The organism is Allorhizocola rhizosphaerae (genome assembly GCF_003426775.1).
GTDB classification, from domain to species: domain Bacteria; phylum Actinomycetota; class Actinomycetes; order Mycobacteriales; family Micromonosporaceae; genus Allorhizocola; species Allorhizocola rhizosphaerae.
The window spans coordinates 13044-37301 of record NZ_QJUG01000023.1 but is presented as its reverse complement, the minus strand read 5'-3'; the positions used below and the strand labels follow the sequence as shown (position 1 = coordinate 37301).

Sequence of the window (24258 nt, the reverse complement as noted above, 5' to 3'; positions counted from 1 at the left end):
GGCTGGGTGTGATTAGTCGCGTTTTGGGGGGTGGCGACTATGTCCCACAGCATGCGGCGCCTCGCGTCGGCTGCCTTGCTCACGGCCGCCGTGTCGGCTGCTTCGATTCCGGCAATGGCCTTCGCGGCACAGGATCAGCCCGCGACCGTCAAGACCGAAGCCAATCTGCGCGCGGAACCCAACAGCACGTCCACCATCCGGGACGTCATTGCCGAAGGCACGGCGGTCGACGTGGTTTGCTGGGCTCAAGGGGAGCCCACCTACGGCACGGATAAGTACGGTTCGATGTGGCTGTACCTGAGCCGGGGCGGGTGGGCGCACTCCGTCTTGATTACGCCGGTGGATGTCCCGCCGTGCGGTGCGGATATTCGCAACCTCTTCGACAACTGCGACGAGGCCCGCTCGGCCGGGGCCGCGCCCGTCCACGCTGTCGAGCCGGGTTACGGCCTACACCTCGACCGCGACCGCGACGGCGTGGGCTGCGAACAAGAGGAGTAGCATCCATATTGGACAGACTCAACACGGCGCCGCCGAGTGCGATCAGTAACCTCAGAAGCAAAGCATGAGCCTCACGTTCGCGCAGATCCTGTAGGGGCAGAACACCGTCTGCCCATTTGTGCCATCAAACTGTTGGCAGGTATCGATCAGCGCCGCCGGGTCGGCGCGGCTCCAACCCACAGGTCTCGACGGTTGCTCCGCCCGGCGCTGACAGCCGCCCGGCCCGGAAACGCGGTGCGCGCACTGGGCCGGGCGGCGCTCCCCCTCAGCGGCGCTTGAGCCGGACCAGGGCCAGCGGTGCGAAGATGACCGCGAACACAAGCCCACCGAGCAGCCCATAGAGCGCGTGGTCGAGCACCGGGCCGCCCGTGAGCAGCCCGCGCATGGCGTCGCTCAGCTGCGTGACCGGGTTGATTTTGACGAAGGCCTGCAGCCACCACGGCAGCGTGTGGGTCGGCACATAGGCGTTGCTCAAGAAACTGAGCGGGAAGATGGCCGTGAAACCATACATCATCACCTGCTCGGGCTCCTTGGCGATGGTGCCGATGAACACGGCGAACCACGACACCAGCAAGGCGAACGCGAGCATCAGCCCGAATGCCCCGAGGATGCCCAGCACGCCCTGGGTCGCCCGGAACCCGATCGCGTATCCGGTGGCGAGCAGGATGAACATGGACCAGCCCTGCTTGACCGTGTCGGAGATGACCCGCCCGGCCAGCGGGGCCCACCGCGCGATGGGCAGCGACTGCAGCCGGTCGAAGAATCCCTTGTGCAGATCGATGCTCAGGCCCATGCCCGTGTTCATCGTGGCCATCAGTCCGGATTGGACGATGATGCCGGGCAGCATGAACGGCAGGTATGCCTGCGGGTCGCCGGAGATCGCCCCGCCGAACAGGTAGGTGAACAGCAGCACGAACATGATGGGCTGGAACGACAGGTCGCCGAGCTCCATCGGGTTGTGCCGGATCTGGACCAGCCCTCGCCACGCGAGCGACAGGCTCTGCCCGACCCCGGCGAGCGGCCGCACGCGCGGTGCGGCGGCGGAAAGCGTGGTCATGCCCTGATCTCCTCTTCTTGCTCGGCCCGATGCCCCGTCAGCGCGAGGAACACCTCGTCCAAAGTGGACGTGCGCAGCGCCAGCTCGGCGATTGCCACACCCGCGTCGTCGAGCCGGCGCACCACCACCGGCAGCACCGTCGGGTCGGTCACCTGCGCCGTCACCACGCCGCCCGCGAGCTCGGGCGAGGCCGCCAACTCCGCAACGACCGCACGCACCTTGTCCACATCGGACTCCAGCGCGGGCCGCACCGCCAGGGTCTGCGCCCCGGTCTGGCGCTTGAGCTCGTCGGGCGTGCCGCCGGCGATGACCCGGCCGTGGTCGATCACCACGATCTCGTCGGCCAGCTGATCGGCCTCGTCCAGGTATTGCGTGGTCAAAAGCACGCTCACGCCGGAGGCGACCAGCTCACGCGCGATGTCCCACACGTCGGCCCGCGCCCGCGGGTCGAGACCGGTCGTCGGCTCGTCGAGAAACAGCAGCTGCGGCCGCGCAACCAGCGAGGCCGCCAGGTCGAGCCGGCGGCGCATGCCGCCCGAATATGTCTTGGCCGCCCGATCCGCCGCGTCTTCGAGGCGGAAGTCGCGCAGCAACTCGGCGGCGCGGGCCTTGGCGGCACCACGGTCGAAGCCGTGCAGCCGACCGATCAGGCGAAGATTTTCCGAACCCGTCAACGATTCGTCGACCGAGGCGTATTGCCCGGTGAGGCCGATCAACCCCCGCACACGGTGCGCGTCGCGCACCACGTCAAGCCCGCCAACCGTGGCCCGGCCCGCATCGGGACGAAGCAGCGTGGCGAGAATCCGGACGGCGGTGGTCTTGCCCGCCCCGTTGGGGCCGAGCAGGCCAAGCACCGTGCCCTGGCGCACCGCTAGATCGACGCCGTTGAGCGCGGTGGTCTGGCCGAACCGTTTGACCAGACCTTCTGCAAGGATGGCGTTTGTCATGCCGCCACTATGCCGGTACCCCCTGACAAAACCGGGACATCCGGCTGACAGCACCTGACGCCAGGGTTTCGTCGCGAAGCGGTGAAACCCCGGCGTGCACGGCACGCCCAGTTGACCCGGCGTTGTTGGCGCAGCCGGGTTGATCGCGAAGCGTTCGACCCGGGCTGCTGCGGGAGTTTACGCCAGGTTGGCCGACCGCGGGTAGGCGTCGGCGGGATCGGTCAGCACGTTCACCAGGTACGGCACGCCCGCCGCGAAGGCACGCTCGAACGCCGGCCTGAGCTCCGACGCCTTCGACACGGTCTCGCCGGCGCCGCCGAGCGCCCGCACGACCTCGTCGTAGCGCAGCTCCGGTTGCAGGTCGGCCGCCACGTCGTAGCCGTACATGTTGCGCATCGGGTGCTTCTCCAGCCCCCAGATGCCGTTGTTGCCCACCACAATCACCACGGGCAGCTGCTGCCGGGCGAGCGATTCGACATCCATGAGCGAGAACCCGGCCGCACCGTCGCCCATCAACACGCAGATCTGCCGATCCGGGTAGGTCACGCGAGCACCCATCGCATAGCCCATGCCGGTCCCAAGGCAGCCATAGGGCCCCGGATCGAGCCACGTGCCCGGTTGCGACGGCTCAAGGTAGCGCCCCGCATAAGAGACGAAATCTCCCCCGTCTCCAATGGTCACCGCATTTTTATCCAGTACCTTGTTGAGCTCCCCATACACCCGGGCCGGCTTGATCGGGCCGGAATCGGCGCTCATTTCCTCGGCGTGCTTGGCCGCGGTCGCCTGTTCGCCCTCGCGCAGCGTGGTGATCCAGTCCACATGCGACACTCGCTCGCCCGAGTATCGCGTCATCCCCTCCAGCACCAGGCGCAGATCGCCGGCCGGTGAAACCGCGGGCGCCACGTGCGAGGCCCGCTGCGACGGCTCGTCCACGATGTGCACCACGGTTGCGGTGCCGAAGTCGCCGAACCCGAGCCGGAAGTCCAGCGCCGTGCCGATCACGCACACCACGTCGGCCTGTTTGAGCGCCAGCCCGCGCGTCTTGGCGAACGCGAGCGGTCCGCTCACCAGGCCCCGCCCCATCCCGTTGGCGAACACCGGCACCTCGAACGCCTCGGCCACCGCGCGCAGCGCCTCGCCCGCGTTGGCTGCATAAACATCCGAGCCCGCGATGATCACCGGGCGCGCCGCCTTGGCCACCAGCTCGGCGGCCTGCTTCACCTCGTCCGGATCGGGTAGCCAGGAGCCGATTTTGGGCGGCTCCACCGCCGCCTCGCCGAAGCCGAACATGACCTCCAGCGGAAAGTCCACAAACGACGGCCCGCGATGCCCGGTCAGCGACGCCGACAGCGCCTCGCCCACGACGGCCGGGATCGCGTCCGTCGAGGAGGCTGTGGCCGCGTGTTTGGTGATCGCGCGCACCAGCGGCAGGTGGTCGATCTCCTGCAGCGAACCGGCGCCCCACCGGAACTGCGGCGCCCGCCCACCGAGCACGAGCACCGGCGCGGCGTTGAAGAACGCGCTCGTGATGCCCGAAATGCCGTTGGTGACCCCGGGTCCGGCCGTGAGCACCGCGACGCCCGGCCGCCGCTGGAGTTTGGCCACCGCCTCGGCCGCGAAGACCGCGGTCTGCTCATGCCGCACGTCATAGAGCGGGAAGCCGTTTTGATGCGCCGCGTCGTAGAGCGGGAAGACGTGCCCGCCCGACAGCGTGAACATCTCCTTCACCCCGGCTGCCTCGATCGCCGCGAGCGCCAGCTGTCCACCGTGGCCAGAGATCATCCCACTCCTTCTTTCTCTTGAGCGCCTTGGAGCCTAGCCGATCACTCCCACAAATGTGAAGTAGTTTCACACTTCTCGGAGGGTGAGGGCCGGACCCACCACACACAACGTCGCGAGACCTGCCCCGATCACGCTGAGCGTCGTCAATAACCGGCCGGGGACGTCACGCCACGGCAGTGGCCAGGTCGCCAGCGTCAGCGGGAGAAGCAAGAGGTACCCAAAAAGCCAAAGGGCAACCATCGCCTCCATGGTCGACAACCAGAATCGGAGGTCAAGGATGTTGCCGAAGGCGAAAGTGTTCAGCACATTGATGAACAGCCCGCCGGCCGCGGCCGCCGACACCCCCGTGACCAGACCGACGGCGGCGCCCGAGCGGGGCACCAGCACGAGCGTGACAAACGACACCACCAGCGCCACGGCCACCGCGGTCAGCAGCCACAGCAGGTAGCGCCCGATGCTGTCCTCATCGCTGACCGGCTTGCCGGCCACGAGCCGGTAGACGGTCACGCCGATTGCCGCCAGCGCACCGGACGCGACCCCGGTCAGCAAGGCGAAGCCCAACCCGGGCTCCCGCGCGGCGGCCGGCCAAGCCGTCCGCTCGTCGTCGATCAGCCACCGCGGCACGGGCAGCACCCGCCGCCGCCAGACCAGCGCTGCGCACGCCACGGCCAGCGGCACGAGAATCAGATGGAACAGCGGACCGAGCAACGGGCCCAGCACGATCGCCAGCCCGATGAACGGGCCCACGACGATGGCCGCGATCTGCGACGTCCAGCTGAACAGCGGTGTGCCGGTGGTCAGCACCTGAAGCGTGTTGTGCAGCAGCGGCAGGAAGATCGCGGCCAGGAACGCCGACGCCAGCCCGTCGGCGAAGGACGCGCCCCGGACGCGCCCCGGATCGGCGAGCACCCCGAGCCGCTGCGCGACCGTGGGATGGTGCGACAGGAATTGCCGCCACCGGCCGCCCCGCTGGTTGGTCGCATGCTGCAGCACCGTGCTCAGCGGGCGCCAATAGCCGGACTGCCGGGCCGCGCGCAGGTCGGCGCCGTATTCGCGGGAGCGCAGCACCTGCCGGCGCACCAGCCACAGCCCGCCCATCACGAGGGCCACGCGCCACAGGTACATGGGGATGAGCGACAAGTCCCACGTGGCCGCCGCCCCGACGATCGGCGCGAGAAGCACGGGCACCGCCGCGATCCACACCGCCGTCGCCAGCTGGACATCGTGCCTGCGCAGGTGGGCGAGCTCATGGCGCACAACGGGATCGAACAGCCCACGATTGCGCCACCGCACCACCATGGCCGTCGGGAGCACCAGGTAATAGCGCCAGGGCAGGCCGAACACGAACGCGTCACGCTGCCCGGCCGGACGGAGCAGCAGCCTCGGTGGCCGGGACAGCCCCGCCTCCCGGCTGAGCTCGCCGATGCGCTGCATGGCTCCGGCCAGCCGCTCACCCGCGGCACGCAGCTTGGCCCGGCGCCGCACATGGGCCGGAATCACCAGCAGCACCAGCAGCACCAGCAATCCGAGCAGCCCGATGACCGCCGCACCGCCGAAGCCGAACCCGGCCCGGAAGGCTGGCTCACGACGCGGTGGCTATCGCGCCGACAAACGAGTCGGCGAGCAACGTCGCCTGCTGCTCCGGCATGCCCAGCGAGCGGGCCCGGTCGAGCGCCACCTGCCGGACGTAGCGCGCCTGATCCGGGCTGAGCACGATGTCGGCCGGATCGGGCGTGCGCTTGCGCAACACCCGCCGCAGCACACCGGACACGCCCGTGACCGCGCGATCGGACAGCGCGGTCACCAGCGCCTGCATCACGGCCGCGCCGACTGCGAGGGCCACCGGCGTGATCATCGCGAGCTCCAGCCCGAACCCGACCGCCGAGTCTTGATTGGCGGCTGTCAGTGCCGCCTGCGGATCGGCGAAGTATTCCTCCGCGGTCTCCTCGAAAACCACCAGCTCGTCGGGCGCGGCGCGCTCAAGAGCGAGCTCGGTCAATGCCGCGATGAACGCTCTTTCATCTTCCACGCGCCATATTGTGCACCCGAAGTACGACAGTCCCGACTGTCGAATCGCCGACGTTCACAAAGGATCACCGACCGGTGAAGCCCGGCTTTCGCTTCTCCACAAAGGCGTTCATGCCTTCGACCTTGTCGTCCGTGGCGAACAGCGCCGCGAACAGCTGCGACTCCCACGCCAGGCCGCCCGCCAGATCGCGGTCGAGCCCGCCGTCGATCGCCGCCTTGGCCGCCCGCAGCGCCTGCGCCGGACCGTCCACATAGGGCGCGACCATGGCCAGCGCCTCGTCGAACACCTTGTCGGCGGCGACTACCCGATCGGCCAGCCCGATCGCCAGTGCCTCGCTCGCGTCGACCATCCGGCCCGAGAAGACCAGATCCTTCGCCCGTGCCGGACCGATCAGCCGCGACAACCGTTGCGTCCCACCGGCTCCCGGGATGATGCCCAGCTTGATCTCGGGCTGGCCAAGCTTGGCGTCCTCGGCTACCACCCGCCAGTCGCACGCCAGCGCGAGCTCACACCCACCGCCCAGCGCATATCCGGTGATCGCCGCGACGACGGGTTTGGGGATGCGTGCGATCGCGTCGAACGCGCTCGAAAGCGCACCGGCCCGCGCGGCCATGTCCACATAGGACATCGTGGCCATCTCCTTGATGTCCGCACCGGCCGCGAACACCTTGGGGCCGCCATAGACGATGACCGCTCTGATCTCATCCGACCCGGCGCAGGTCGCCGCGGCCGCCCGCAACTCCTCCTGCACCTGCGCGTTCAACGCGTTCATGGGCGGGCGCTCCAGCCGGATGACGCCGATCCCTGCGACGGGGGTCTCCACGTTCACAAAGTCCATGCCCCGACTCTAGAGGCACAACCTGGCCCGCAAGCACTAGCCAGCCAAGATCCAATGTCGGCCGACGGTCCACCCGACCAGGCGCCGGGCATCGCCGGCCGAGCCCGAGTCGTCAAATGATCCACCGCCGGCGACGTGCTCCAGACCGCGCAGTGCCGGAAGCAGACGGCCGACCCCGGCCCGCTGCGCCTCCCCAATGAAGCGCCGCTGGGCGGCCGGGGCAACCAGCGACAGATAAAACACCATGTGCCGCCAGGCATAAGCCAAATCTTTCACGGAACGCAGCGGCCGCGCGTTGTTTTCGATGCGTGTCGCCAGCCGTAGCGTCCAATCCAGGCACCGACGCGCAAGCTCCTCCCAGCTTTCGGCCGGGCCGGCGCCCAAGCGCCCGGCCAGGGTCGCCAGGTTGTGCGTCGTGAGGATCTGCGCCTGCTCGATGACCATCCCGTTGGCGGCCACCGAATACCGCCCGCTGCCCCAGCCTCCCGCCCGGTCTTGGCACATTAGATCGAACGTTGACGACGTGCGCACGATGCGCCGCCGCTTGCGGCCGTCGTCGTTGATCGCCGCGACCGCCGCGTAGTCGATGCCGTAATACCGTTCGTAGAACGTGCCGCGCAGCAACTCGGCGGCGATCTTCGCAGCCTCCAGGAACTTGGCCGAGAACGTGCCCATGAAGATGTCCGCCGCCAGCTCCTCCACCCATGGAACGTCGACACCCGCCTGCCTGCTCAGCGCCGCCAGCTCCGTGATCATTGGATTTGGCAGTACCGTCGCGGGAAACCCGTTGAGCACGATCCCGCCCAGGCGCCGCAGGGCCCGCGCGGCCTGCTGCTGCGCAGCAGCGGTCACCGTGCGATGCCTGTCCATCGCCCCGGCCCATGGGAGCTCGTGGATGCGCACCTGGTGTTCGAGGTTGAGCAGGAGCAGCGAGCGCCGGTTGCGAAACGCCCGATAGTGCGCTGCCGCAAGCCTTTGCAGGGCCGCGTCTCGATAGCCGAACACCACTGACGCGGCGGTGACCTGCGGGGTGAGCATGGCCAGCACCTCGGCCGAGCAGATCACGCCATCGCCGATGAGCTCCTCCGGCGTGCCCGCCCGCGCTCGGCGCACCACCCGCTGGATCGGCTGCGGGATCACGGCATCCTGCGGCAGACCGGTGTGCACGGCCTCGCCCGGCTGCACCGCGCACAGCACTCCCGCGACGTCGGCGATGCCCGTCTGCGGCGGCAACGATGACAAACGCCCGGCGACGAGCCCCGCGAACGCGTGGTGTGTGGGGCGCGCGGCATCGGCGGCCTGCTGGGCGCGCAAAGCTTGGTGTTGCGGGGATCCGACGGTTCCGCGTCGGCGGAGCATGGAGTCGACGGCGTGCTGCAGCAGGCCCGCGACCCTTGGGGTCAGCGCGCCGTCGGCGACGCGTCGCTCCAGCGCGGTACACAATATGCCTAGGTTTTCCTTTGGCTTGCGATGCTTGGAACACCGCGTGTGCTCTGCGGCGAGCCGCCGATAGGTGGCAAGCAGTGCGCCGGCTCGGTCCGGCCAGCCGTGCGGAATCTGCGCGCCCACCCTTCCGTCGGCGTCAGTGGTCTCGCACCACAGGGCCAACAGCTTGTCGGCGAACGGATTCCACACGGTCAGCGCCTCACGCATGGCCTCGATCACGGCGTTCGGGCGCCTGTTGGCCAGGGCCGTGGCCGCCTGCTGTGCGGTCTCCCGCCACACGATTTCCGGGTCGCCGGGCGGTGCGTCGGCCGGCACCGGCCAAAAGCGCAGCCGGTCGGCAAACGGGAGCAGCGTGTCGACGAGATCCGCGGCAGCGCGGTGGTCTCCGGTGCGCAGCAGCCACGCGACCGTCAGCAGCGCCGCCTCCTCGGGCACGTCAATCCGGTAGCCCCCGGAATCCAGCAGCGCGGCCAGCTCGGCCACGCCCGGCTCGGACAGGTAGTAGGCGAACAGCGCACCACGGCTGTGCTGCTGCAGCCCGGCCCGCGCGATGACCGCCAGCTCGTGCTCGCGCAGCGGGCCACCGGCCGCGGCCTCACCTGTCGCGAACCCACCGTGCACCACCTCGGGCGTGACCCACACCGGGAGTCCGGCGACCGCGGTGCGCGAGCCGACATTGAGCATGCCGTCGGCCATTCCGTCCAGCACGGCTTGCCAGCGGCGCACCCTTTGCCCGGCACGCTGCCGGGTCAGTTCATCCGTGTGCGTGGCCGCCGTGATCAGGGCGGCCGCAAGCTGCCCGGCGGCATAGGCCTGGCCAGTCTCATGGGTGCTCTCAGTGCTCATCGCCAGCGTGGCAGGCCTCGCACCCGCACCCTCCGGGTCCCGAGCCCGGCGCTCCAACTTTTTGAGCTACACGCTGTGGAATTTCCCGGCAGACTCTATGACCTCCCCGCAGCCCCCGCCACCTCCTTTTCCGTTGATCGCCCCCGGAGCTCCAGGCAGCCGGGGGCAAACGGCTGGCACACCATCTCGGCCCGCAGTTCGCTGCGGCTGGGAGGAACCGCAAATCGGCACGCCAGCGCAGCCGCCGGGCAAGTGTGCCGCCGCCGGATGTCAGCCGCCGCGCACAAGCCGGCGAAGCAACGGCCAGAGTCGGCTAGCGCACCGACACGGCTGAATATCGGCCGTCGGCCTGACTCACGCGCAGCTTGGTGTCGAACGTCGCGGACAGGTTGTCGGACGTGATCACGTCGGCCAGCAGGCCCGAGGCGACCACGGCTCCCTCGCGCAGCAGCATGGCGTGGGTGAATCCGGGCGGGATCTCCTCGACGTGGTGCGTGACGAGTGCGATGGCCGGCGCGTCCGGGTCGAGGGCCAGCGCGGTCAGGCGGGACACCAGATCCTCGCGCCCACCGAGGTCGAGGCCCGCGGCCGGCTCGTCGAGCAGGAGCACCTCCGGGTCGACCATCAGCGCGCGGGCGATCTGGGTGCGCTTGCGCTCGCCCTCCGAAAGCGTGCCGTATTCCCGATCGGCGAGCCCGCCCATGCCCCACTCGCCGAGTAGCTCCAGCGCACGGGCCGCGTCAACGTCCTCATAGGACTCACGGAAGCGCCCGACGACCGACCATGAGGCGGTCATCACCACGTCGCGGACGCGTTCACCGGGCGGGATCCGGTCGGCGAGCGTCGCCGTGGACAGGCCGATGCGGGTGCGCAGCTCCTGCAGGTCCGTGCGCCCGATCCGCTCGCCAAGCACGTGCAGCGTGCCGCTGGTCGGATGGGAACGCCCGGCGGCCAGGTTGAGCAGGGTGGTCTTGCCGGCGCCGTTGGGGCCCAGGATCACCCAGCGTTCGTCGAGCTCGACCTGCCACGAGACGTCACGCAGGAGGTGTTTGCGAGACCGGACGACGTTGACCTTCTCGGCGGCGATGACTAGATCGGGATGCACGGGTCCAACCATACTTGGCCTCGCTCGCGAGCTGGCGGGACACAATGTTTGTCCCACCCCCTGCCCTTCAGGCCAGCCCCCGAATATCGGCGGGTGCGGCTAGGCTGTCGCCGTGAGTCCGGTCATCGAGATTTCGGGTCTGCGCAAGACTTTCCGCAGCCTGCGGCGTGGCGAAAAGGTGGCCCTCGACGGGTTCGACATGGAGGTGTCGGCCGGTCAGGTGCACGGGTTTCTGGGGCCCAACGGGTCGGGCAAGACCACGACGCTGCGCGCGCTGCTGGGGCTCGTGCGGGCCGACAGCGGATCGATGCGGATTTTCGGCGTGTCATCGCGAGACTATGCCTCGGTCGCCCACCGGGTCGGCGCGATCGTGGAGAGCCCGCAGTTCTTCGGCAACTTCAGTGGTGCCAAGACACTCCGCCTGTTGGCGATGGCCGGCGGCGTACCGGATGAAAGGGTCTTGCAGACATTGACCACGGTCGGCCTGGCGGACCGGCGGTCAGACCCGGTGAAAAGCTACTCCCTCGGCATGAAACAGCGGCTCGCGGTGGCGTCTGCGCTGCTGAAGCGGCCGGAGCTGCTCATACTCGACGAGCCGGCCAACGGGCTCGACCCGGCGGGCATGCATGAGATGCGCACGCTGCTGCGCGGGCTCGCCGCCGCTGGGGTGACGGTGCTCATTTCGAGCCATCTGCTGTCGGAGATCGAGCAGGTGTGCGACACGGTGACGATCATTTCGCACGGACGGCGGGTGGTGCATGGCCCGGTCGGCGCGATCCTGGCCGGGCACGACGAGGGGTGCTATCGCGTGCGTGTGGCAGATCCCGATCTGGCCGCGAGGCTGCTGGGCGACGCGCGCGTCGAGGACGGTGCGGTCGTCGTTTCGGGCGTCACCGATCCCGCGTGGATCACCGAAACGCTTGGGCGGCAAGGGCTCTGGCTCACCGAGCTGACTCGCGTGGCGCCCGACCTGGAGCGGGTGTTCCTCGACCTGACCAGTGCGCCGCAGGTGCCGCAGCCCGGCGCGCCGCGCGAGATCGAGCTGGAGGTCACCCGATGAACCTGATCCGGGCGGAGGTCAGCCGGTTCTTCTCGCGCCGGTTCATCCAGCTCATGCTGAGCGTGCTCATCATTGTGTTCGGCATCACGGTGTTCACGGTGATGAGCCAGTCGCGCACGCCGACCGACGAGATGTGGCAGCACGCCGAGCGGACGGCGGCTCAGGCACGCGACAACTATGCGCCGCGATACGACGCCTGCGCGGCGGCCAATCCGGACCGGTTGGAGGTGTGCGCGCAATATGATCCCGCCCAGTTCGTGACGGAGCGGTTCCTCTATGACGTGTTCGTGTTCCACACCCGGATCGGGGATCTGGTCATGTGGCTCGCGATCTATCTGGGGTTCTTCGGGTTCCTGGTCATGGCCTCGTTCATCGGGTCGGAGCTGCATAGCGGGGGCATGACCAACCTGCTGCTGTGGCGGCCCAACCGCATGGCGGTGCTCGGGGCCAAGTTCGGTGCGGCGGTGGGCCTGGTCGTCGCGATATCCGCCATATTTACTGCCGTTTATGTGGGCACCTTCTACGCCATCGCCTCCTCCACAGGCCTCGTGGGTCGGGTCGACGGCTATTTCTGGGCAGACCTGGTCGGGTTGTGCGCGCGGGCCAATGTGGTCGGACTGTTGATGAGCGTGCTTGCCTTCGCCATCGCGACGGTCGGCCGGCACACGGCCGCGGCCCTCGGTGGGCTCATCGGATACGTGGTGGTGTGGGAGCTCGGTGTGCGGGTGGTGGCCGATGCCATCAACGCCTTCCGTGGCAACGACGCTGAGCACCTGTTCCTGTCGGCACATGTGTACACGTGGCTCGCACGGCCCGGCACCGGCGACCGCATCGGCGACATGACCTGGACCGACAGCGGCGTCCTGTTCCTGGTGCTGGCCATAGCCGCCACCGCCACCGCCTTCACCACCTTCCGCCGCCGCGACCTCATCTAAAGGGCACCGCCGCCGCCCGCGCATCGCCTGGCGATCTTGCTGCTGCTCTCGCGACGGGGGCATGGAATCTCCAACGATCCGAGACCCAAAGTGGTCAACAATCTCCAGGAGTTTTAGAGCTAGTCCACTGTGGACCCGAAGACCTCATCTCGTACCGTGTCGAGCGCGGTGAGCAGGGCGCCGCGCAGCACCGGCTGCTCATGCACGCCCGTCACCACGACCTTCGGGCTCACCGGGGTGATCGCGGCGACCTCGTGCTGCACGCGCTCGGCCAGCGGCGTCCCCCCGGCCGCCCCGACCTCACCGGCCAGCACGACCATCGGCGGGTCGAGCACGAGGCAGGCCGACGCCACACCGAGCGCGAGCCGCCGCGCGATCTCGTCGAGCACGGGCCCGCCCTTCGTGCCCGCCGCGATGACGTTGCGCACGGCTTCGGCCGCGGTCGCCGCGCGGAATCCGTGCTCGCGCGCCACCGCCCGCACCGCATCGGCCGCGGCGATCTGCTGGAAGGCACCCTTCCCGCGCCGGGTCACCTCGCGCGTGATCTCGGCCCCGGGCACGGGAAGGTAGCCGATTTCACCGGCCGCTCCCGAGAAACCGCGGTGCAGCCGACCACCCAGCACCACGGCCAGGCCCATGCCGCCGCCGATCCACATCAGCAGGAAGTCTTTGACGTCGCGGGCCGCGCCGTTGTGCGCCTCTGCGACGGCGGCCAGGTTGACGTCGTTCTCGAAGATGATCGTGGTGTGCAGGTCGTCGCGCAGCGCGGCCGCGAGACCGCGGTGCCAGCGGGGCAGGTTCCACGCGAACACGATGTCGCCGGTCGCCGGATCGACCAGGCCGGGCGTGCCCAGCACGATGCGCCGCACGTCCCCCATCGGGGCTTCGGCCTGCTTCACCGCGTCGAGCACGGCGTTGTGCACCAGGCCCACGGGGTCGTCGGTGTCCTGAGTGGAGTGTTCGACCCGGCCGATGATTTCGCCGGTGATGTCGGCACACGCCGCGACCGCGTGGTCGGAGGCGACCTCGACGCCCACCACGTAGGCGCTGGACGGGCGCACGGAGTAGAGCTGTGCGTTGGGCCCGCGCCCTCCGGCCTGCTCGCCGACGCGCTGAACCAGCCCGCGCCCCTCCAGCCGTTCCACCAACTGGGACGCGGTGACCTTGGAGAGCCCGGTCAGTTCGCCCAACTGCGAGCGTGTAAGCGGTCCACGGGCGAGCAACAGCTCGAGGGCTGCCCGGTCATTGAGCGCACGCAGTAATCTCGGTGTGCCGGGTTGGGACACTGATGCCATTGCTCATCCTTGGCTCTAGCTTTTAGTTAAGTTTCTTATTAGATTGGGTTGCCTTACCGGTACCCGCCGTAGCCTACAGGTCTGAAGGAGTCATCGTGACCATCGATCCGGATCTGCGCCGATTGGCCATGCGGACGCTTCTTGCGGCCTTTCCCGGCCACAGCGCCCCCGCTTGGGCAACCGACCTCCTGGAACAGGGCCTGGCCGGCTACACGCTCTTCGGGTACAACATCATTGATCATAATCAGGTCGCGAAGCTGAGCGGTCAGCTGCGCGCGGCCCGGCCCAACGTCCTGCTCGCGATCGACGAGGAGGGCGGCGATGTCACGCGGCTGGCCCACCGCACGGGCAGCCCCTATCCCGGCAACGCGGCACTCGGCGCGATCGGCGATCTCGACCTGACCCGGCGGGTGTACCAGGCCATCGGCACCGAGCTGGCCGAGGTCGGGCTGAACCTCAACCTGGCGCCCACCGTCGACGTCAACACCGCAACCGACAATCCCATCATCGGAACCCGTTCGTTCGGCGACGACCCGGTCAAGGTCGCAGGCCACGCGGCCGCGGCCGTTGTGGGCCTGCAGCAGGCGGGTGTCGCCGCGTGCGCCAAGCACTTCCCGGGCCACGGCGCGACCACCACCGACTCGCATCTGGAGCTGCCGACCGTCGATGTGTCGCCGGCCGTGCTGCGCCAACGGGAACTCCCGCCGTTCGCGGCCGTCGTGGCGGCGGACGCGAAGGCCATCATGACCGCGCACATCCGCGTGCCGTCGCTGACCGGAGATGACCCGGCCACCTTCAATTCGGGGCTGCTCGTGGACCTGTTGCGGGGCGAGTTCGGGTTCGCGGGCGCGGTCGTGACCGATGCGCTGGAGATGAAGGGGGCCTCGCTCATCGCGGGCTCCATTGAGCGGGCGGCGATCCGGGCCCTGCAGGCGGGCGCAGACCTGCTGTGCATCGGCGCCGAGGTGGACCTCGCGCTGATCGAGCGGATCGCGGCGTCCATTGTGGACGCCATGGTGTCCGGTGAGCTCAAGCAGGAGCGGGTCGAGGAGGCGGCCGACCGGTGCGACGCGTTGGCCGCGTGGAGCATGGGTGCGGCGTCGGTGGCACCCGCGCCGCGGCTCGGATACGAGGCGGCCAAGCGTGCCGTCGCGATGGAGGGCAGCCTCGCCGGGTTCGAGTCGCCGATGGTCGTGCAGCTGTACGCTTCGCACACCATCGCGGAGGGGCGCGTGCCGTGGGGCCTCGCGCCCCACATGAACGGCACACCGCAGATGGCCGTCGTGGCAAGCGAAACGTCCGCCGAGGCGCTCATCGAGGCCGCGCAGGGACGCCCGATCGTCCTGGTTGGACGGCACGTGCACCGCAACCCCGCCACCCGCACGCTCACCGAGCGGCTCGCGGCGGTCCACCCGGTCGCGGTCGTCGAGATGGGCTGGCCCTCCGGCTGGCGTCCGGCGGGCGTCAGAGCGTTCATCACGACATACGGAGCCTCCCACGCCAACGGCCGCGCCGCCGCCGAACTCCTGGGCCTCGCGCACTAGCCTGGCCTACAAATTCCGATCGGAGCCCTATGGTGTGGAACTGCTGGCGGCCGATGAGCTCCTGCTCGATGCCGCACCTTCATGGGGTGATCCGGACACTCAGCACTCAGGCCAGTCGTCACCAGCGCAAGCCCACCACGCTGTACGGCTTGCTGTCCGCGCTCAACAGGGCAGGCGCGGGCGCCTTCGCCGACGAGGTGCGGCGCCTGACGAGCTGAACCGGCTAGCCCACGTGGATGACGAACACGCTGTCGTCGGGCAGGGCGAGGAGTTGATCGTAGAGCAGCTTGAGCCCGTCAACCGCGGCCGGGCCGGCTTCGCGCGGTGAGACGCCGCGGTAGATGAGGGCGCGGCGCAGGTCGGCTGGGTCGTGATTGGACGGATGGAGCTTGTCCAGCAGGGGCTTGTGCTCCGGGCCGACGATGATGGTCGCGCTCGACGGGTTCGCATCGTTCAGGCGCCGCTCCAGGTCGTGATGGGCGATCGAGAACAGCGAGATGCCCTTCTCGCGCCAAAGGTAGTCGATGACAAACAGCAGGTTCTCCCCGGCCCAGAAGTACTCGTCCTCCAGCTCCTCATACGGCTTGAGCTGCGGCAGGTCAGCCGCGTGGACCAGCAACAGCCTCATGCTGCCGCGGTCCGGACCAACGTGCGGATCTGTCGCAAGAGGACCGACAGCGCGGCCAGGTCGGCCCGGGACGCGTCGACCTCACCGATGGCCTTCGTCGCCTGCCCGATCGCGACCGCGTTGCGCTGCTCCCACAGCTCGACCCGCTCCAGCGCGGGTGCCTGGGCCGGCGTGGCCGCGAGCACCTCGCCGGTGAGCGCGGCGAGCGCCGCGTAAAGGTCGTAACGCAGGGCCATCCGCGCCAGGGTTTGCCACCTGTCGTCGCGTGGCAGCCGCGAGATGCGGGTCAGCAGGTCGTCGATGCGCAGCCGCTCCGACAGGACAAAGTAGACTCCCGCCACCTCGTGCATGTCCCGGCCCGTGTTGAGCGCGACCTCGACGACGTCGAGCAGCCCGAAGCTGTACAGCGTCCGCGTGCCGTGCCCGGCCAGCTCGGGCGGCACGCCAAGGGCCAAAAGGCCTGCGGTGTCGGCTTCGACGGCTTCCCGCTCGGACCCAAGAAACAGGTTTTCCAGGTTGGGCAGGAGAGCGGTGACTCCGGGCCGCAGGCGCCCGATCTCGGCGGCGACGTCCATGGGCGCCCGGCGGCTCTGGATGAGCCAGCGGACGGCGCGGTCGAGCAGCCGGCGCGCCTTGAGGTAGATGGCCGTCTGCGCATCCGTCGACACCATGTTGTCGGTGGCCTCGATCGCCGCCCACAGCGCGGGCAGGTCGAAAACGTCGCGCACCACCACATACGCCCGCAACACATCGGCTGCCGTGGCTCCGGTCTCCTCGACCGCCCGGTGCACGAACGTGATCCCGCCCCGGTTGACGATCTCGTTCACCAGCACCGTGGTCACGATCTCGCGCCGCAGCGGGTGCGCGGCCATGAGCTGGGTCATGTCGCGCAACGGCGTCGGGAAGTAATCGATGAGCGTCTGCATCGTCCACGCCTCATCCGGCAGGTCCGACGCGACGATCTCCTCCTCCAGCGTGATCTTCACGTACGCCAGCAGCACGGCGAACTCGGGCGCGCACAGGCCTTGCCCGGCCTCGCCCCGCACGGCCAGCTCCTCGTCGCTGGGCATGGCCTCCAGCGCGCGGTCGAGCCGGCCGGCCTTTTCCAGCTCGGTGAGCAGCCGCCGGTGCACGGGCAGCAGCGAAAGCGCTTGCGCCGCAGACGATTTCAGCGCTGTCGCCTGCTGATAGTTGTCGTTGAGCACGAGCTCGGCGACCTCGTCGGTCATCCTGGCCAGCAGCGCGTCGCGGTCCTCCACCGAGTTCCCGAGTAGGATCTTGATGTTGACCTCGTGGTCGGAGCAGTCGACGCCCGCCGAGTTGTCGATGAAATCGGTGTAGATGCGCCCGCCGGCCCGCGCGTACTCCACCCGTCCCGCCTGAGTGAACCCGAGATTGCCGCCCTCACCGACCACTTTGCACCGCAGGTGCGCCCCGTTGACCCGGATCGCGTCGTTGGCCTTGTCGCCAACGTCGACGTGGCTCTGCCCGCGGGCCTTCACATACGTCCCGATGCCCCCGTTCCATAGCAGGTCAACGGGTGCGAGCAGGATGGCCTTCATCAGCTCAGCGGGGCTCATCGCGGTCGCGCTCGACGTGATGCCCAGCGCCGCCCTGACTTCCGGCGTGAGCGGGATCGACTTGGCCGAGCGCGGATAGACCCCGCCACCCTCGGAGATCAGCGAACGGTCGTAATCGTCCCATGAACTGCGCGGCAGGCCGAACAACCGCTCACGCTCCATATAGGACCGTGCCGCATCCGGTTGCGGGTCGAGGAAGATGTGCCGGTGGTCGAACGCCGCCACCAGCCGGATGTGCGGCGACAGCAGCATCCCGTTGCCGAAAACATCGCCCGACATGTCGCCGATGCCGGCCACCGTGAAGTCCTGCTCCTGGATGTTGATGCCGACGTCACGGAAATGGCGCTTCACCGACTCCCACGCGCCGCGCGCGGTGATGCCCATCGCCTTGTGGTCGTATCCGGCCGACCCACCCGACGCGAACGCGTCACCGAGCCAGAAGCCGTACGACTTGGAAATCTCATTGGCGGTATCGGAGAACGTCGCCGTGCCCTTGTCGGCCGCGACCACCAGATAGGGGTCGTCGCCGTCGTGCCTGACCACATCTCGCGGCGGCACTATCTTGCCCGCATCGAGGTTGTCGGTCACGTCAAGCAGCGCGGAAATGAACATGCGATAGCAGGTGACGCCTTCTTTCTGGTACGCGTCGCGATCCGACACCGAAGGCGCCTGCTTCAGCACGAACCCGCCCTTGGCCCCGACCGGCACGATCACGGCGTTCTTCACCATCTGCGCCTTGACCAGACCCAGAATCTCGGTTCGGAAGTCGTCGCGCCGGTCCGACCAGCGCAGGCCACCGCGCGCCACCGCACCGAACCGCAGATGCACACCCTCGAACCGGGGCGAGTAAACGAAAATCTCGAACTTGGGCCGGGGCGCGGGCAGCTCCGGAATCGCGGTCGGGTCGAGCTTGAACGCCACATACGACTTGGGCCGCCCGTCGGCCGACCGCTGGAAGAACGAGGTGCGCAGCGTCGCCTGCATCAGCGTCAGGTAGTTGCGCAGAATCCGGTCCTGGTCAAGGCTTTCCACCGCGTCGAGCTGCCGTGCGATCGCCGAAACCAGCTCCTTGGCCTGCACGGCCCGCTCCCCGTCGGCCAGCACCAGGCGCGGATCGAACCGGGTTTCGAAGAGGGCAACCAAAAGAGCCGCTATTTGAGGGTACCGGGAGAAAGTCGACTCCATCGATTCCTGCGAAAACACGGTGCCGGCCTGGCGCAGGTATTTGGCATAGGCCCGCAAGACGACGGCCTGGCGCCAGGTCAGCCCCGCGCGCACGACCAGTTCGTTGAACCCGTCGACCTCCACCTCGCCCCGCCACGCCGCCGCGAACGCGTTTTCGACGTGTGCCCGCACCTCCGCGAGCTCGCGCGCCCCTTCGGGCAGTTGCAGCCCGAAGTCGTACAGGTAGATCGTGCCGTCGCGTCTGTCGACCGAGTATGGTCGCTCATCCGTTACCCGGACGCCCAACGAGTGCAGCACCGGCAACACCGCGGAAAGCACCATCGGCTCGCCGTAACGGAACACCTTGAACCGCACCTGATCCCCGTCATTCTTCCTGCGGAACAGGTGCATCTCCAGCTGGCCGGGCTCCTCCAGCAGCTCCAGCTTTGCCAGGTCCTGCACGGCCTCGTACGGCAGGTGCCCGTCCTTGTAGGTCTCGGGCAGCGCGTCGATGTATCGCGACGCGAGCTTCTTGGCCTGCTCGTCGCCGAGCTTGCGTTCCAGCACGAGCCGGAAGTCGTCGTCCCAGTTGCGCGTCGCGTCGCCCAGCTGCTCGGCGAGCACGTCCACATCGATGCGGCCGGGCGGGTTGTGCGGGTCGGTGCGCACGATGAAGTGCACGCGGGCCAGGTTGGACTCGCTGACCCGGGTCGTGTAGTCCACGCCGATCCCGTTGAGCTCACGCAGCAGGATCTCTTGCATGGCAAGGCGATGCGCGGTGGTGAACCGGTCGCGCGGCAGATACACCAGCGCGGAGATGAACCGCCCGTAGGCGTCGCGCCGCAGGAACAGCCGCAGCTGACGCCGGCCCGCCATGCGCAGCACGCCCGTTGCCGCCTGGTACAGGTCGTCGGTGGTGATCTGGAACAGCTCGTCGCGCGGGTAGGTCTCCAGGATTTCGAGCAGATCCTTGCCCGAGTGGCTGCGCGGCGACAGGCCCGACCGCTCCAGCACACTGGCCACCTTGCGCCTGACCACCGGCAGATCGCGCACGCTCGTGCGATAGGCGGACGACGAGAACAGCCCCAGGAAGCGCTTCTCACCAACCACAAAACCGTTGGCGTCAAAGGTCTTGAAGCCGATGTAGTCGAGGTACGCGTTGCGGTGCACGGTCGCCCGCGAGTTGGCTTTAGTGATGATGAGCAGGCGCTTTTCGAGGGCCTTGCGGTGCGCCTCGGGGGTCATCGTGGACAGCACGCGCGGCTCGTCCTGCCCGCCGCGCATGATGCCAAGGCCGCTGCCCGGGATGGCCCGGATCAGCGCCTCGCCGTCGCGATCGACGAGCTCATATTCCCGGTACCCCAGAAAGGTAAAATGATCATCGGCCAGCCAGCGCAGCAGCTCGACCGAGTCGGTGATGTCCCGGTCCGGGACCGGAAGCTCCGCGGTGGCGATCTCGTCGGCGAGCGACAGCGCCCGGGCCCGCATCTTCGGCCAGTCCTGCACGGCATTGCGCACATCGACCAGTACCCGCTGCAAATCGTCCTTCAGGGCGTCCTGGTCGCCCAAATCGCGCACCGGATCGGTCTCGACGAGCATCCAGCTCTCGACGATGTCGCCGGCGATCGCGTCGTCGGGCTCGACATCGGCGCAGACCTCGGTGAGCGTGCCGTCCTCGCTGCGGCGCACCACCATGACCGGGTGCACCAGCAGCTGCACGTCGAGGTTGCGGGCGGTCAGCGCGCCGGTCACCGAGTCGACCAGGAACGGCATGTCGTCGGTGACCATCTCGATCACGGTGCGGTGGGAGTCGGGCGACAGCGACAGGCGCAGCTTGAGCTCACCCGGCTGGCGCTGCTGGGCCAGATCGCGGTGTCCCCGGGCGGCGTGAAGGATGTGTGCCGGGGTGAGATCGACCAGCTCCTCGTCGGGCGCGAATCGCCAATAGCGCTGCACCAGCTGGGCATCGGCCAGACCGCTCTCCCCAGCGGGGCTCTCGTGGTCGGTGACCGCCAGCGCCACCGCGGCGGCGATCAGGTTTTCCCCGTTGGGAAGCGCCTCGTCGAAGTCCGACTCCTCAATGTCGTCGGACGCCGGACGGCCCTGCTCGTAGACGGTATCGACGCTCGCTCCCTCGTAGACCGTGTCGGCGCCTGCGCCAAAGTCCGCTTCGCGATCGGACATGCTTGCCCACTCCCCTCGCCCACCACGCTGTGGGACATCTCCCCTCAGCCTAATCAAGCCACGGGCTTGCCTGGGACTCGCCCTTCTGGATAACAATGGCGGGTGCTTCTGAATCGGGGATTACTGGTTTCTGTACTTTCCGCCGTATTGGTCACCGGCGGGCTGGCCGCGTGTTCCAAGGACGACGGGCCCGAGCCCGCGCTCAAGAAATTCCTGGAGGGCTGGTCGAGCGGCAACGTCGGCGACGTGCCGGTGATCCTGCCCAACGGCGAGAAGGTCCAGGCAGCCGCGATCAACGAGGAGATCAAGTCGCTGTCCGGCACGCTCTACGAGACCAAGCCGCAACTGAGCGTGAGCAAGATCGACGAGAAGGACGGATTGGCGACAGGCGAGGTCCGCGTCGCTCAGCCGCTGCCGGGCGGGCTCAAGTGGGAATATCCGACCACGGTCAAGCTGAGCAAGGCCAAGGACGGCTGGGAGGTGATCTGGGAGCCCACCGTGATCCACCCTTCACTCAAGCGCGGCGAGCGGATCGAGACGCGCAGGCTCGCCCAGACCCGCGGCGGTGTCCTCGGCGCGGGCGCCGAGGAGCTGGTCAAGTCGCGCCCGGTGGTCATCGTCGGCATCCACCCGCAGCGCGTCGCCGGCCCCAAAGACCAGTTCGTCAGCCAGCTCAAGGACGGGCTCGCCCCGGTCTTCAACCTCGGCGACACCGCCCCGCTGACCGCGCAAATCAGCGATCCCGCGAATGCAGACAAATTCATTGAGGTCGTGGTACTGCGCCGTGAGGCATACGACCAAGTCCGCTCGGTGATCCAGCCGATGGTCGGCACGCAGTTCCGGGAAGAGCAGCGGATGCTGGCCGAGAGCGCGAGCTTCGCCCGGCCCGTGCTCGGCGCGGTCGGCCCGGTGACCAAGGAGATCATGGACGCCAACCCCGGCGTGTACTCGGCCAACGACATGGTGGGCCAGGGCGGCCTGCAACAGAAGCATGACCAGCGGCTGCGCGGCACGGCCGGGTTCAAGGTGGTGAGCACGCGCAAGGCACCCGACGGCACGACGCAGGAGGCCGCGGTGCTGCACACCATCGAGCCCCAGGCGGGCCAGCCCATCAAGACCACACTGGACAGCAAGACGCAGCGGGCGGCTGAGGCGGCGCTCGCGCGGTTCGGGCAAAACAGCGCGCTGGTCGCGATACGGGTTTCGGACGGCGCGATCGTGGCCGCGGCCAACAAGGCCACCTACAACATGGCGTTCACGGCGCAGGTGCCGCCCGGCTCGACGTTCAAGGCGGTCACGGCCATCGGGCTGCTCGACAGCGGCAAGGTCACGCCCACACAGGTCGTGCCGTGCCCGCGCGAGCTGACCGTGCCGGGACGCCCGCCCATACACAACGCGGGCATGTTCTCGCTCACCAACCCGACCTTCACCGAGGACTTCTACCGCTCGTGCAACACGGCCTTCGCGACGGTCGGGCCACAACTCGGCGATGACGGGCTGGCCAAGGCCGGCGCGACTGTCGGGTTAGGACAGCCGTGGGACCTCGGGCTCGACGTGTCCTCGGGCAAGGTGTCGCAGGGCGGGAGTCCGGCCGAGCTCGCCGCGGCCTCGTTCGGGCAGGGGACCACGGTGGTCAGCCCGGTCGCGATGGCGGGCGTCGCGGCGGCCATCGCGCGCGGACAGTGGAAGCAGCCGCAGCTCGTGCTCGACCCGGCACCGGGCAAGCCGGCGCCCGACGGGCCCGCATTGAAGCCGTCCACAGTGGACCCGTTGCGCGAGATGATGAAGCTCGTGGTCACGAGCGGCACGGCCGACTCGCTCAAGCACCACGCGGCACTGCACGGCAAGACGGGAACGGCCGAGTATGTGGACGGCGACCCGTCCAAGACGCATGCGTGGTTCATCGGGTGGTCGGGAGACCTGGCGTTCGCGGTCTTCGTGGAGCAGGGCAGCTCCCCCAAGGACACCGCGCTTCCCATCACCGACGCGTTCCTCAAGGCCCTGTGAGGCCGTGATCGTAGGAGGCACGGGCCTGCCGGATGGCGGGCTCGTGCCGCTCGGCCCACTCGCCGAGCGCGACCACCAGCGGCAGCAGTGACCGACCCAGCTCGGTCAGCACGTATTCGACCCGTTGCGACCCGTCGGCGGGCGGTGTCCGGCGGACCAGCCCCTCACGCTCAAGGGTGCGAAGCGTGCGGGTGAGGATGCGCCGGCTCAGGCCCTCGATCGTGCGGTCGAGCTCGTTGAAGCCGTAGGCGCGCACGCTCAGCAGGCCCAGGATCAGCATGCTCCACTTCTCGCCCACGCGGGACAGGACGTCGGTCGCCTTGCACGACAGGCGGTCGAGGGTCAGCACGGGGACCGGGAACATCAATGTGCCTTCTTTCGCGGGTCGCGGTGGGCCGGTGATGATCGGGCCATGAACGTTCTCATCACCGGTGGCACCAAAGGTATCGGCAAAGAGCTGGCGCGGCGGCTGGAAAGCGAGGGGCACGATGTCATGACGGTCGGCAGCGGGCAGGCCGACCTCAGCTCGCTGGCGGCGACGGACGCGCTCGCACGGGCGGTGGGTGCGCGATTCGCCTCGCTGGACGCGTTGGTGCTGGGCGCTTTTCGCTACAACCCGGGGCGGGTCGAGACCACGGAGGGGTTCGAGCACACGTGGGCGCTCTATGTGCTGAGCCGGTTCCTGCTCGCGCAGCGGTTACGGCCGTTGCTGGAGCGCGCTTCGCGGCCGGTGATCGTGAACCTGTGCGGGACGGGTGGCAGCACGGGCCGCATCCATTGGGACGATGTGCAGTTGCGCCGGCGTTACAGCGGGTTCCGCGCGACCATGCAGGGCGCGCGGGCCAACGACCTGTTGGCGTTGGCGGGCCCGCCGATCCGGTACGTGCTGTACAACCCGCTGTTCGTGCGCACCGCCATGGCCGAACACCTCGCACAGCCCTGGCGGGCCGTGGTCAAGACGGCGTCGGCTGTGCTTGCCACTCCTGTGGAACGGGCCGCCCCGCCGATCCTCGAACTCCTCACGAACCCGCCCGACTCACCGGTGTCGGCGTTTCGCGCCGGCCGCCGGATCGGGGTTATGGTCGACCCGGCGGCCTCGGGGCGCCTGCGCGAGTTGGTGGAGAGCCACATCGCGCGGGTGCTGCGTTAGCAGCCCGGGGCACCCGCCGCCGTGGTTGAACGCGGCCGCCGTGGCTTTGCTCCGGCCCTGGAACACGCCGCGCGCACGGATCCAGCCGTATGGCAGGTCGGCCTCGTACTCCCAGTGGCTGCGCACCGTGTTGTCAAAGAACTCGGTCCAGTCCACGTAGGTC

19 protein-coding genes and 1 tRNA gene are annotated in these 24258 nt (G+C 68.7%); 7 read left to right on the top strand and 13 right to left on the bottom strand.

The features are described from left to right. The first annotated feature begins 39 nt into the window (after positions 1 to 39). Positions 40 to 498, top strand: coding sequence for an excalibur calcium-binding domain-containing protein (locus DM816_RS06865; protein WP_162907192.1), 459 nt, complete (start codon positions 40 to 42; stop codon positions 496 to 498). A gap of 265 nt (positions 499 to 763) precedes the next feature. On the opposite strand, the gene DM816_RS06860 is transcribed toward DM816_RS06865, so the two are convergent. The 9 genes from DM816_RS06860 to DM816_RS06820 form a co-directional block, all read right to left on the bottom strand. Further along, positions 764 to 1555 (bottom strand): ABC transporter permease, encoded by a 792-nt coding sequence (locus DM816_RS06860; RefSeq protein ID WP_117209299.1) that lies wholly within the window; start codon positions 1553 to 1555, stop codon positions 764 to 766. Beyond that, entirely contained in the window at positions 1552 to 2502 is a 951-nt protein-coding gene (locus DM816_RS06855) for an ATP-binding cassette domain-containing protein (protein WP_117209298.1), read from the bottom strand. Before DM816_RS06855 ends, DM816_RS06860 begins: the two co-directional genes overlap by 4 nt. Before the next feature lie 177 nt (positions 2503 to 2679). After that, positions 2680 to 4284 (bottom strand): acetolactate synthase, encoded by a 1605-nt coding sequence (locus DM816_RS06850; protein WP_117209297.1) that lies wholly within the window; start codon positions 4282 to 4284, stop codon positions 2680 to 2682. 66 nt (positions 4285 to 4350) lie between these two features. Beyond that, positions 4351 to 5802: a M48 family metalloprotease gene (locus DM816_RS06845; protein ID WP_162907191.1), complete on the bottom strand. Its 1452-nt coding sequence runs from the start codon at positions 5800 to 5802 to the stop codon at positions 4351 to 4353. Positions 5803 to 5866: 64 nt separating this feature from the next. Then, positions 5867 to 6313, bottom strand: coding sequence for a hypothetical protein (locus DM816_RS06840; protein ID WP_117209295.1), 447 nt, complete (start codon positions 6311 to 6313; stop codon positions 5867 to 5869). A 64-nt stretch (positions 6314 to 6377) separates the two neighbouring features. After that, positions 6378 to 7151 (bottom strand): enoyl-CoA hydratase-related protein, encoded by a 774-nt coding sequence (locus DM816_RS06835; RefSeq protein ID WP_117209294.1) that lies wholly within the window; start codon positions 7149 to 7151, stop codon positions 6378 to 6380. 36 nt (positions 7152 to 7187) lie between these two features. Then, the gene (locus tag DM816_RS06830) at positions 7188 to 9443 is read right to left on the bottom strand and encodes a hypothetical protein (protein WP_117209293.1); all 2256 of its coding nucleotides are present in this window, start codon (positions 9441 to 9443) and stop codon (positions 7188 to 7190) included. 2 nt (positions 9444 to 9445) lie between these two features. Continuing rightward, a tRNA-Pro gene (locus tag DM816_RS06825) sits at positions 9446 to 9519 on the bottom strand. A 237-nt stretch (positions 9520 to 9756) separates the two neighbouring features. After that, a complete protein-coding gene (locus tag DM816_RS06820; RefSeq protein ID WP_117209292.1) occupies positions 9757 to 10560 on the bottom strand; it encodes an ABC transporter ATP-binding protein in 804 nt (267 codons plus the stop codon). Positions 10561 to 10660: 100 nt separating this feature from the next. Here DM816_RS06820 and DM816_RS06815 point away from each other — a divergent pair, with 100 nt between their 5' ends. Both DM816_RS06815 and DM816_RS06810 read left to right on the top strand, forming a co-directional pair. Next, entirely contained in the window at positions 10661 to 11608 is a 948-nt protein-coding gene (locus DM816_RS06815; RefSeq protein ID WP_117209291.1) for an ATP-binding cassette domain-containing protein, read from the top strand. Further along, a complete protein-coding gene (locus DM816_RS06810) occupies positions 11605 to 12543 on the top strand; it encodes an ABC transporter permease subunit (protein ID WP_117209290.1) in 939 nt (312 codons plus the stop codon). The genes DM816_RS06815 and DM816_RS06810 overlap by 4 nt, the downstream gene beginning before the upstream one ends. Before the next feature lie 119 nt (positions 12544 to 12662). On the opposite strand, the gene DM816_RS06805 is transcribed toward DM816_RS06810, so the two are convergent. Next, a complete protein-coding gene (locus DM816_RS06805; protein WP_117209289.1) occupies positions 12663 to 13838 on the bottom strand; it encodes an ROK family transcriptional regulator in 1176 nt (391 codons plus the stop codon). Positions 13839 to 13933: 95 nt separating this feature from the next. Here DM816_RS06805 and DM816_RS06800 point away from each other — a divergent pair, with 95 nt between their 5' ends. After that, complete coding sequence (locus tag DM816_RS06800; protein ID WP_117209288.1) at positions 13934 to 15382, top strand: glycoside hydrolase family 3 N-terminal domain-containing protein; 1449 nt, start codon at positions 13934 to 13936, stop codon at positions 15380 to 15382. Between the two features lie 86 nt (positions 15383 to 15468). After that, positions 15469 to 15600, top strand: coding sequence for a hypothetical protein (locus DM816_RS45180; RefSeq protein ID WP_281274301.1), 132 nt, complete (start codon positions 15469 to 15471; stop codon positions 15598 to 15600). Between the two features lie 5 nt (positions 15601 to 15605). Here the strand turns inward: DM816_RS45180 and DM816_RS06795 are convergent, their stop codons facing one another. Beyond that, on the bottom strand, positions 15606 to 16010 hold the full coding sequence (locus DM816_RS06795) for a hypothetical protein (protein ID WP_117209287.1): 405 nt from the start codon (positions 16008 to 16010) through the stop codon (positions 15606 to 15608). Continuing rightward, positions 16007 to 20938 carry an NAD-glutamate dehydrogenase gene (locus DM816_RS06790; protein ID WP_117209286.1) on the bottom strand — a complete coding sequence of 1644 codons (4932 nt, stop codon included), beginning with the start codon at positions 20936 to 20938 and terminating at the stop codon, positions 16007 to 16009. The genes DM816_RS06795 and DM816_RS06790 overlap by 4 nt, the downstream gene beginning before the upstream one ends. Positions 20939 to 21040: 102 nt before the next feature. On the opposite strand from DM816_RS06790, the gene DM816_RS06785 reads away from it, so the two are divergent. Next, positions 21041 to 22945, top strand: a complete 1905-nt coding sequence (locus tag DM816_RS06785) for a penicillin-binding transpeptidase domain-containing protein (RefSeq protein ID WP_117209285.1) — start codon at positions 21041 to 21043, stop codon at positions 22943 to 22945. Here DM816_RS06785 and DM816_RS06780 read toward each other — a convergent pair. Further along, positions 22932 to 23309 (bottom strand): winged helix-turn-helix transcriptional regulator, encoded by a 378-nt coding sequence (locus tag DM816_RS06780; protein WP_117209284.1) that lies wholly within the window; start codon positions 23307 to 23309, stop codon positions 22932 to 22934. The genes DM816_RS06785 and DM816_RS06780 overlap by 14 nt on opposite strands. 48 nt (positions 23310 to 23357) lie before the next feature. Between DM816_RS06780 and DM816_RS06775 the strand changes: the two genes are divergently transcribed. Then, entirely contained in the window at positions 23358 to 24095 is a 738-nt protein-coding gene (locus DM816_RS06775; protein WP_117209283.1) for an SDR family NAD(P)-dependent oxidoreductase, read from the top strand. Positions 24096 to 24258 lie beyond the last annotated feature (163 nt).

What these genes read in the sequence shown, in the direction of transcription:
- DM816_RS06865 (WP_162907192.1), top strand. Translation starts at nt 40, where the DNA reads ATGTCCCACAGCATGCGGCGCCTCGCGTCGGCTGCCTTGCTCACGGCC.
- DM816_RS06860 (WP_117209299.1), bottom strand. Translation starts at nt 1,555, where the DNA reads ATGACCACGCTTTCCGCCGCCGCACCGCGCGTGCGGCCGCTCGCCGGG.
- DM816_RS06855 (WP_117209298.1), bottom strand. Translation starts at nt 2,502, where the DNA reads ATGACAAACGCCATCCTTGCAGAAGGTCTGGTCAAACGGTTCGGCCAG.
- DM816_RS06850 (WP_117209297.1), bottom strand. Translation starts at nt 4,284, where the DNA reads ATGATCTCTGGCCACGGTGGACAGCTGGCGCTCGCGGCGATCGAGGCA.
- DM816_RS06835 (WP_117209294.1), bottom strand. Translation starts at nt 7,151, where the DNA reads ATGGACTTTGTGAACGTGGAGACCCCCGTCGCAGGGATCGGCGTCATC.
- DM816_RS06830 (WP_117209293.1), bottom strand. Translation starts at nt 9,443, where the DNA reads ATGAGCACTGAGAGCACCCATGAGACTGGCCAGGCCTATGCCGCCGGG.
- DM816_RS06820 (WP_117209292.1), bottom strand. Translation starts at nt 10,560, where the DNA reads ATGGTTGGACCCGTGCATCCCGATCTAGTCATCGCCGCCGAGAAGGTC.
- DM816_RS06810 (WP_117209290.1), top strand. Translation starts at nt 11,605, where the DNA reads ATGAACCTGATCCGGGCGGAGGTCAGCCGGTTCTTCTCGCGCCGGTTC.
- DM816_RS06805 (WP_117209289.1), bottom strand. Translation starts at nt 13,838, where the DNA reads ATGGCATCAGTGTCCCAACCCGGCACACCGAGATTACTGCGTGCGCTC.
- DM816_RS06795 (WP_117209287.1), bottom strand. Translation starts at nt 16,010, where the DNA reads ATGAGGCTGTTGCTGGTCCACGCGGCTGACCTGCCGCAGCTCAAGCCG.
- DM816_RS06790 (WP_117209286.1), bottom strand. Translation starts at nt 20,938, where the DNA reads ATGTCCGATCGCGAAGCGGACTTTGGCGCAGGCGCCGACACGGTCTAC.
- DM816_RS06780 (WP_117209284.1), bottom strand. Translation starts at nt 23,309, where the DNA reads ATGTTCCCGGTCCCCGTGCTGACCCTCGACCGCCTGTCGTGCAAGGCG.
- DM816_RS06775 (WP_117209283.1), top strand. Translation starts at nt 23,358, where the DNA reads ATGAACGTTCTCATCACCGGTGGCACCAAAGGTATCGGCAAAGAGCTG.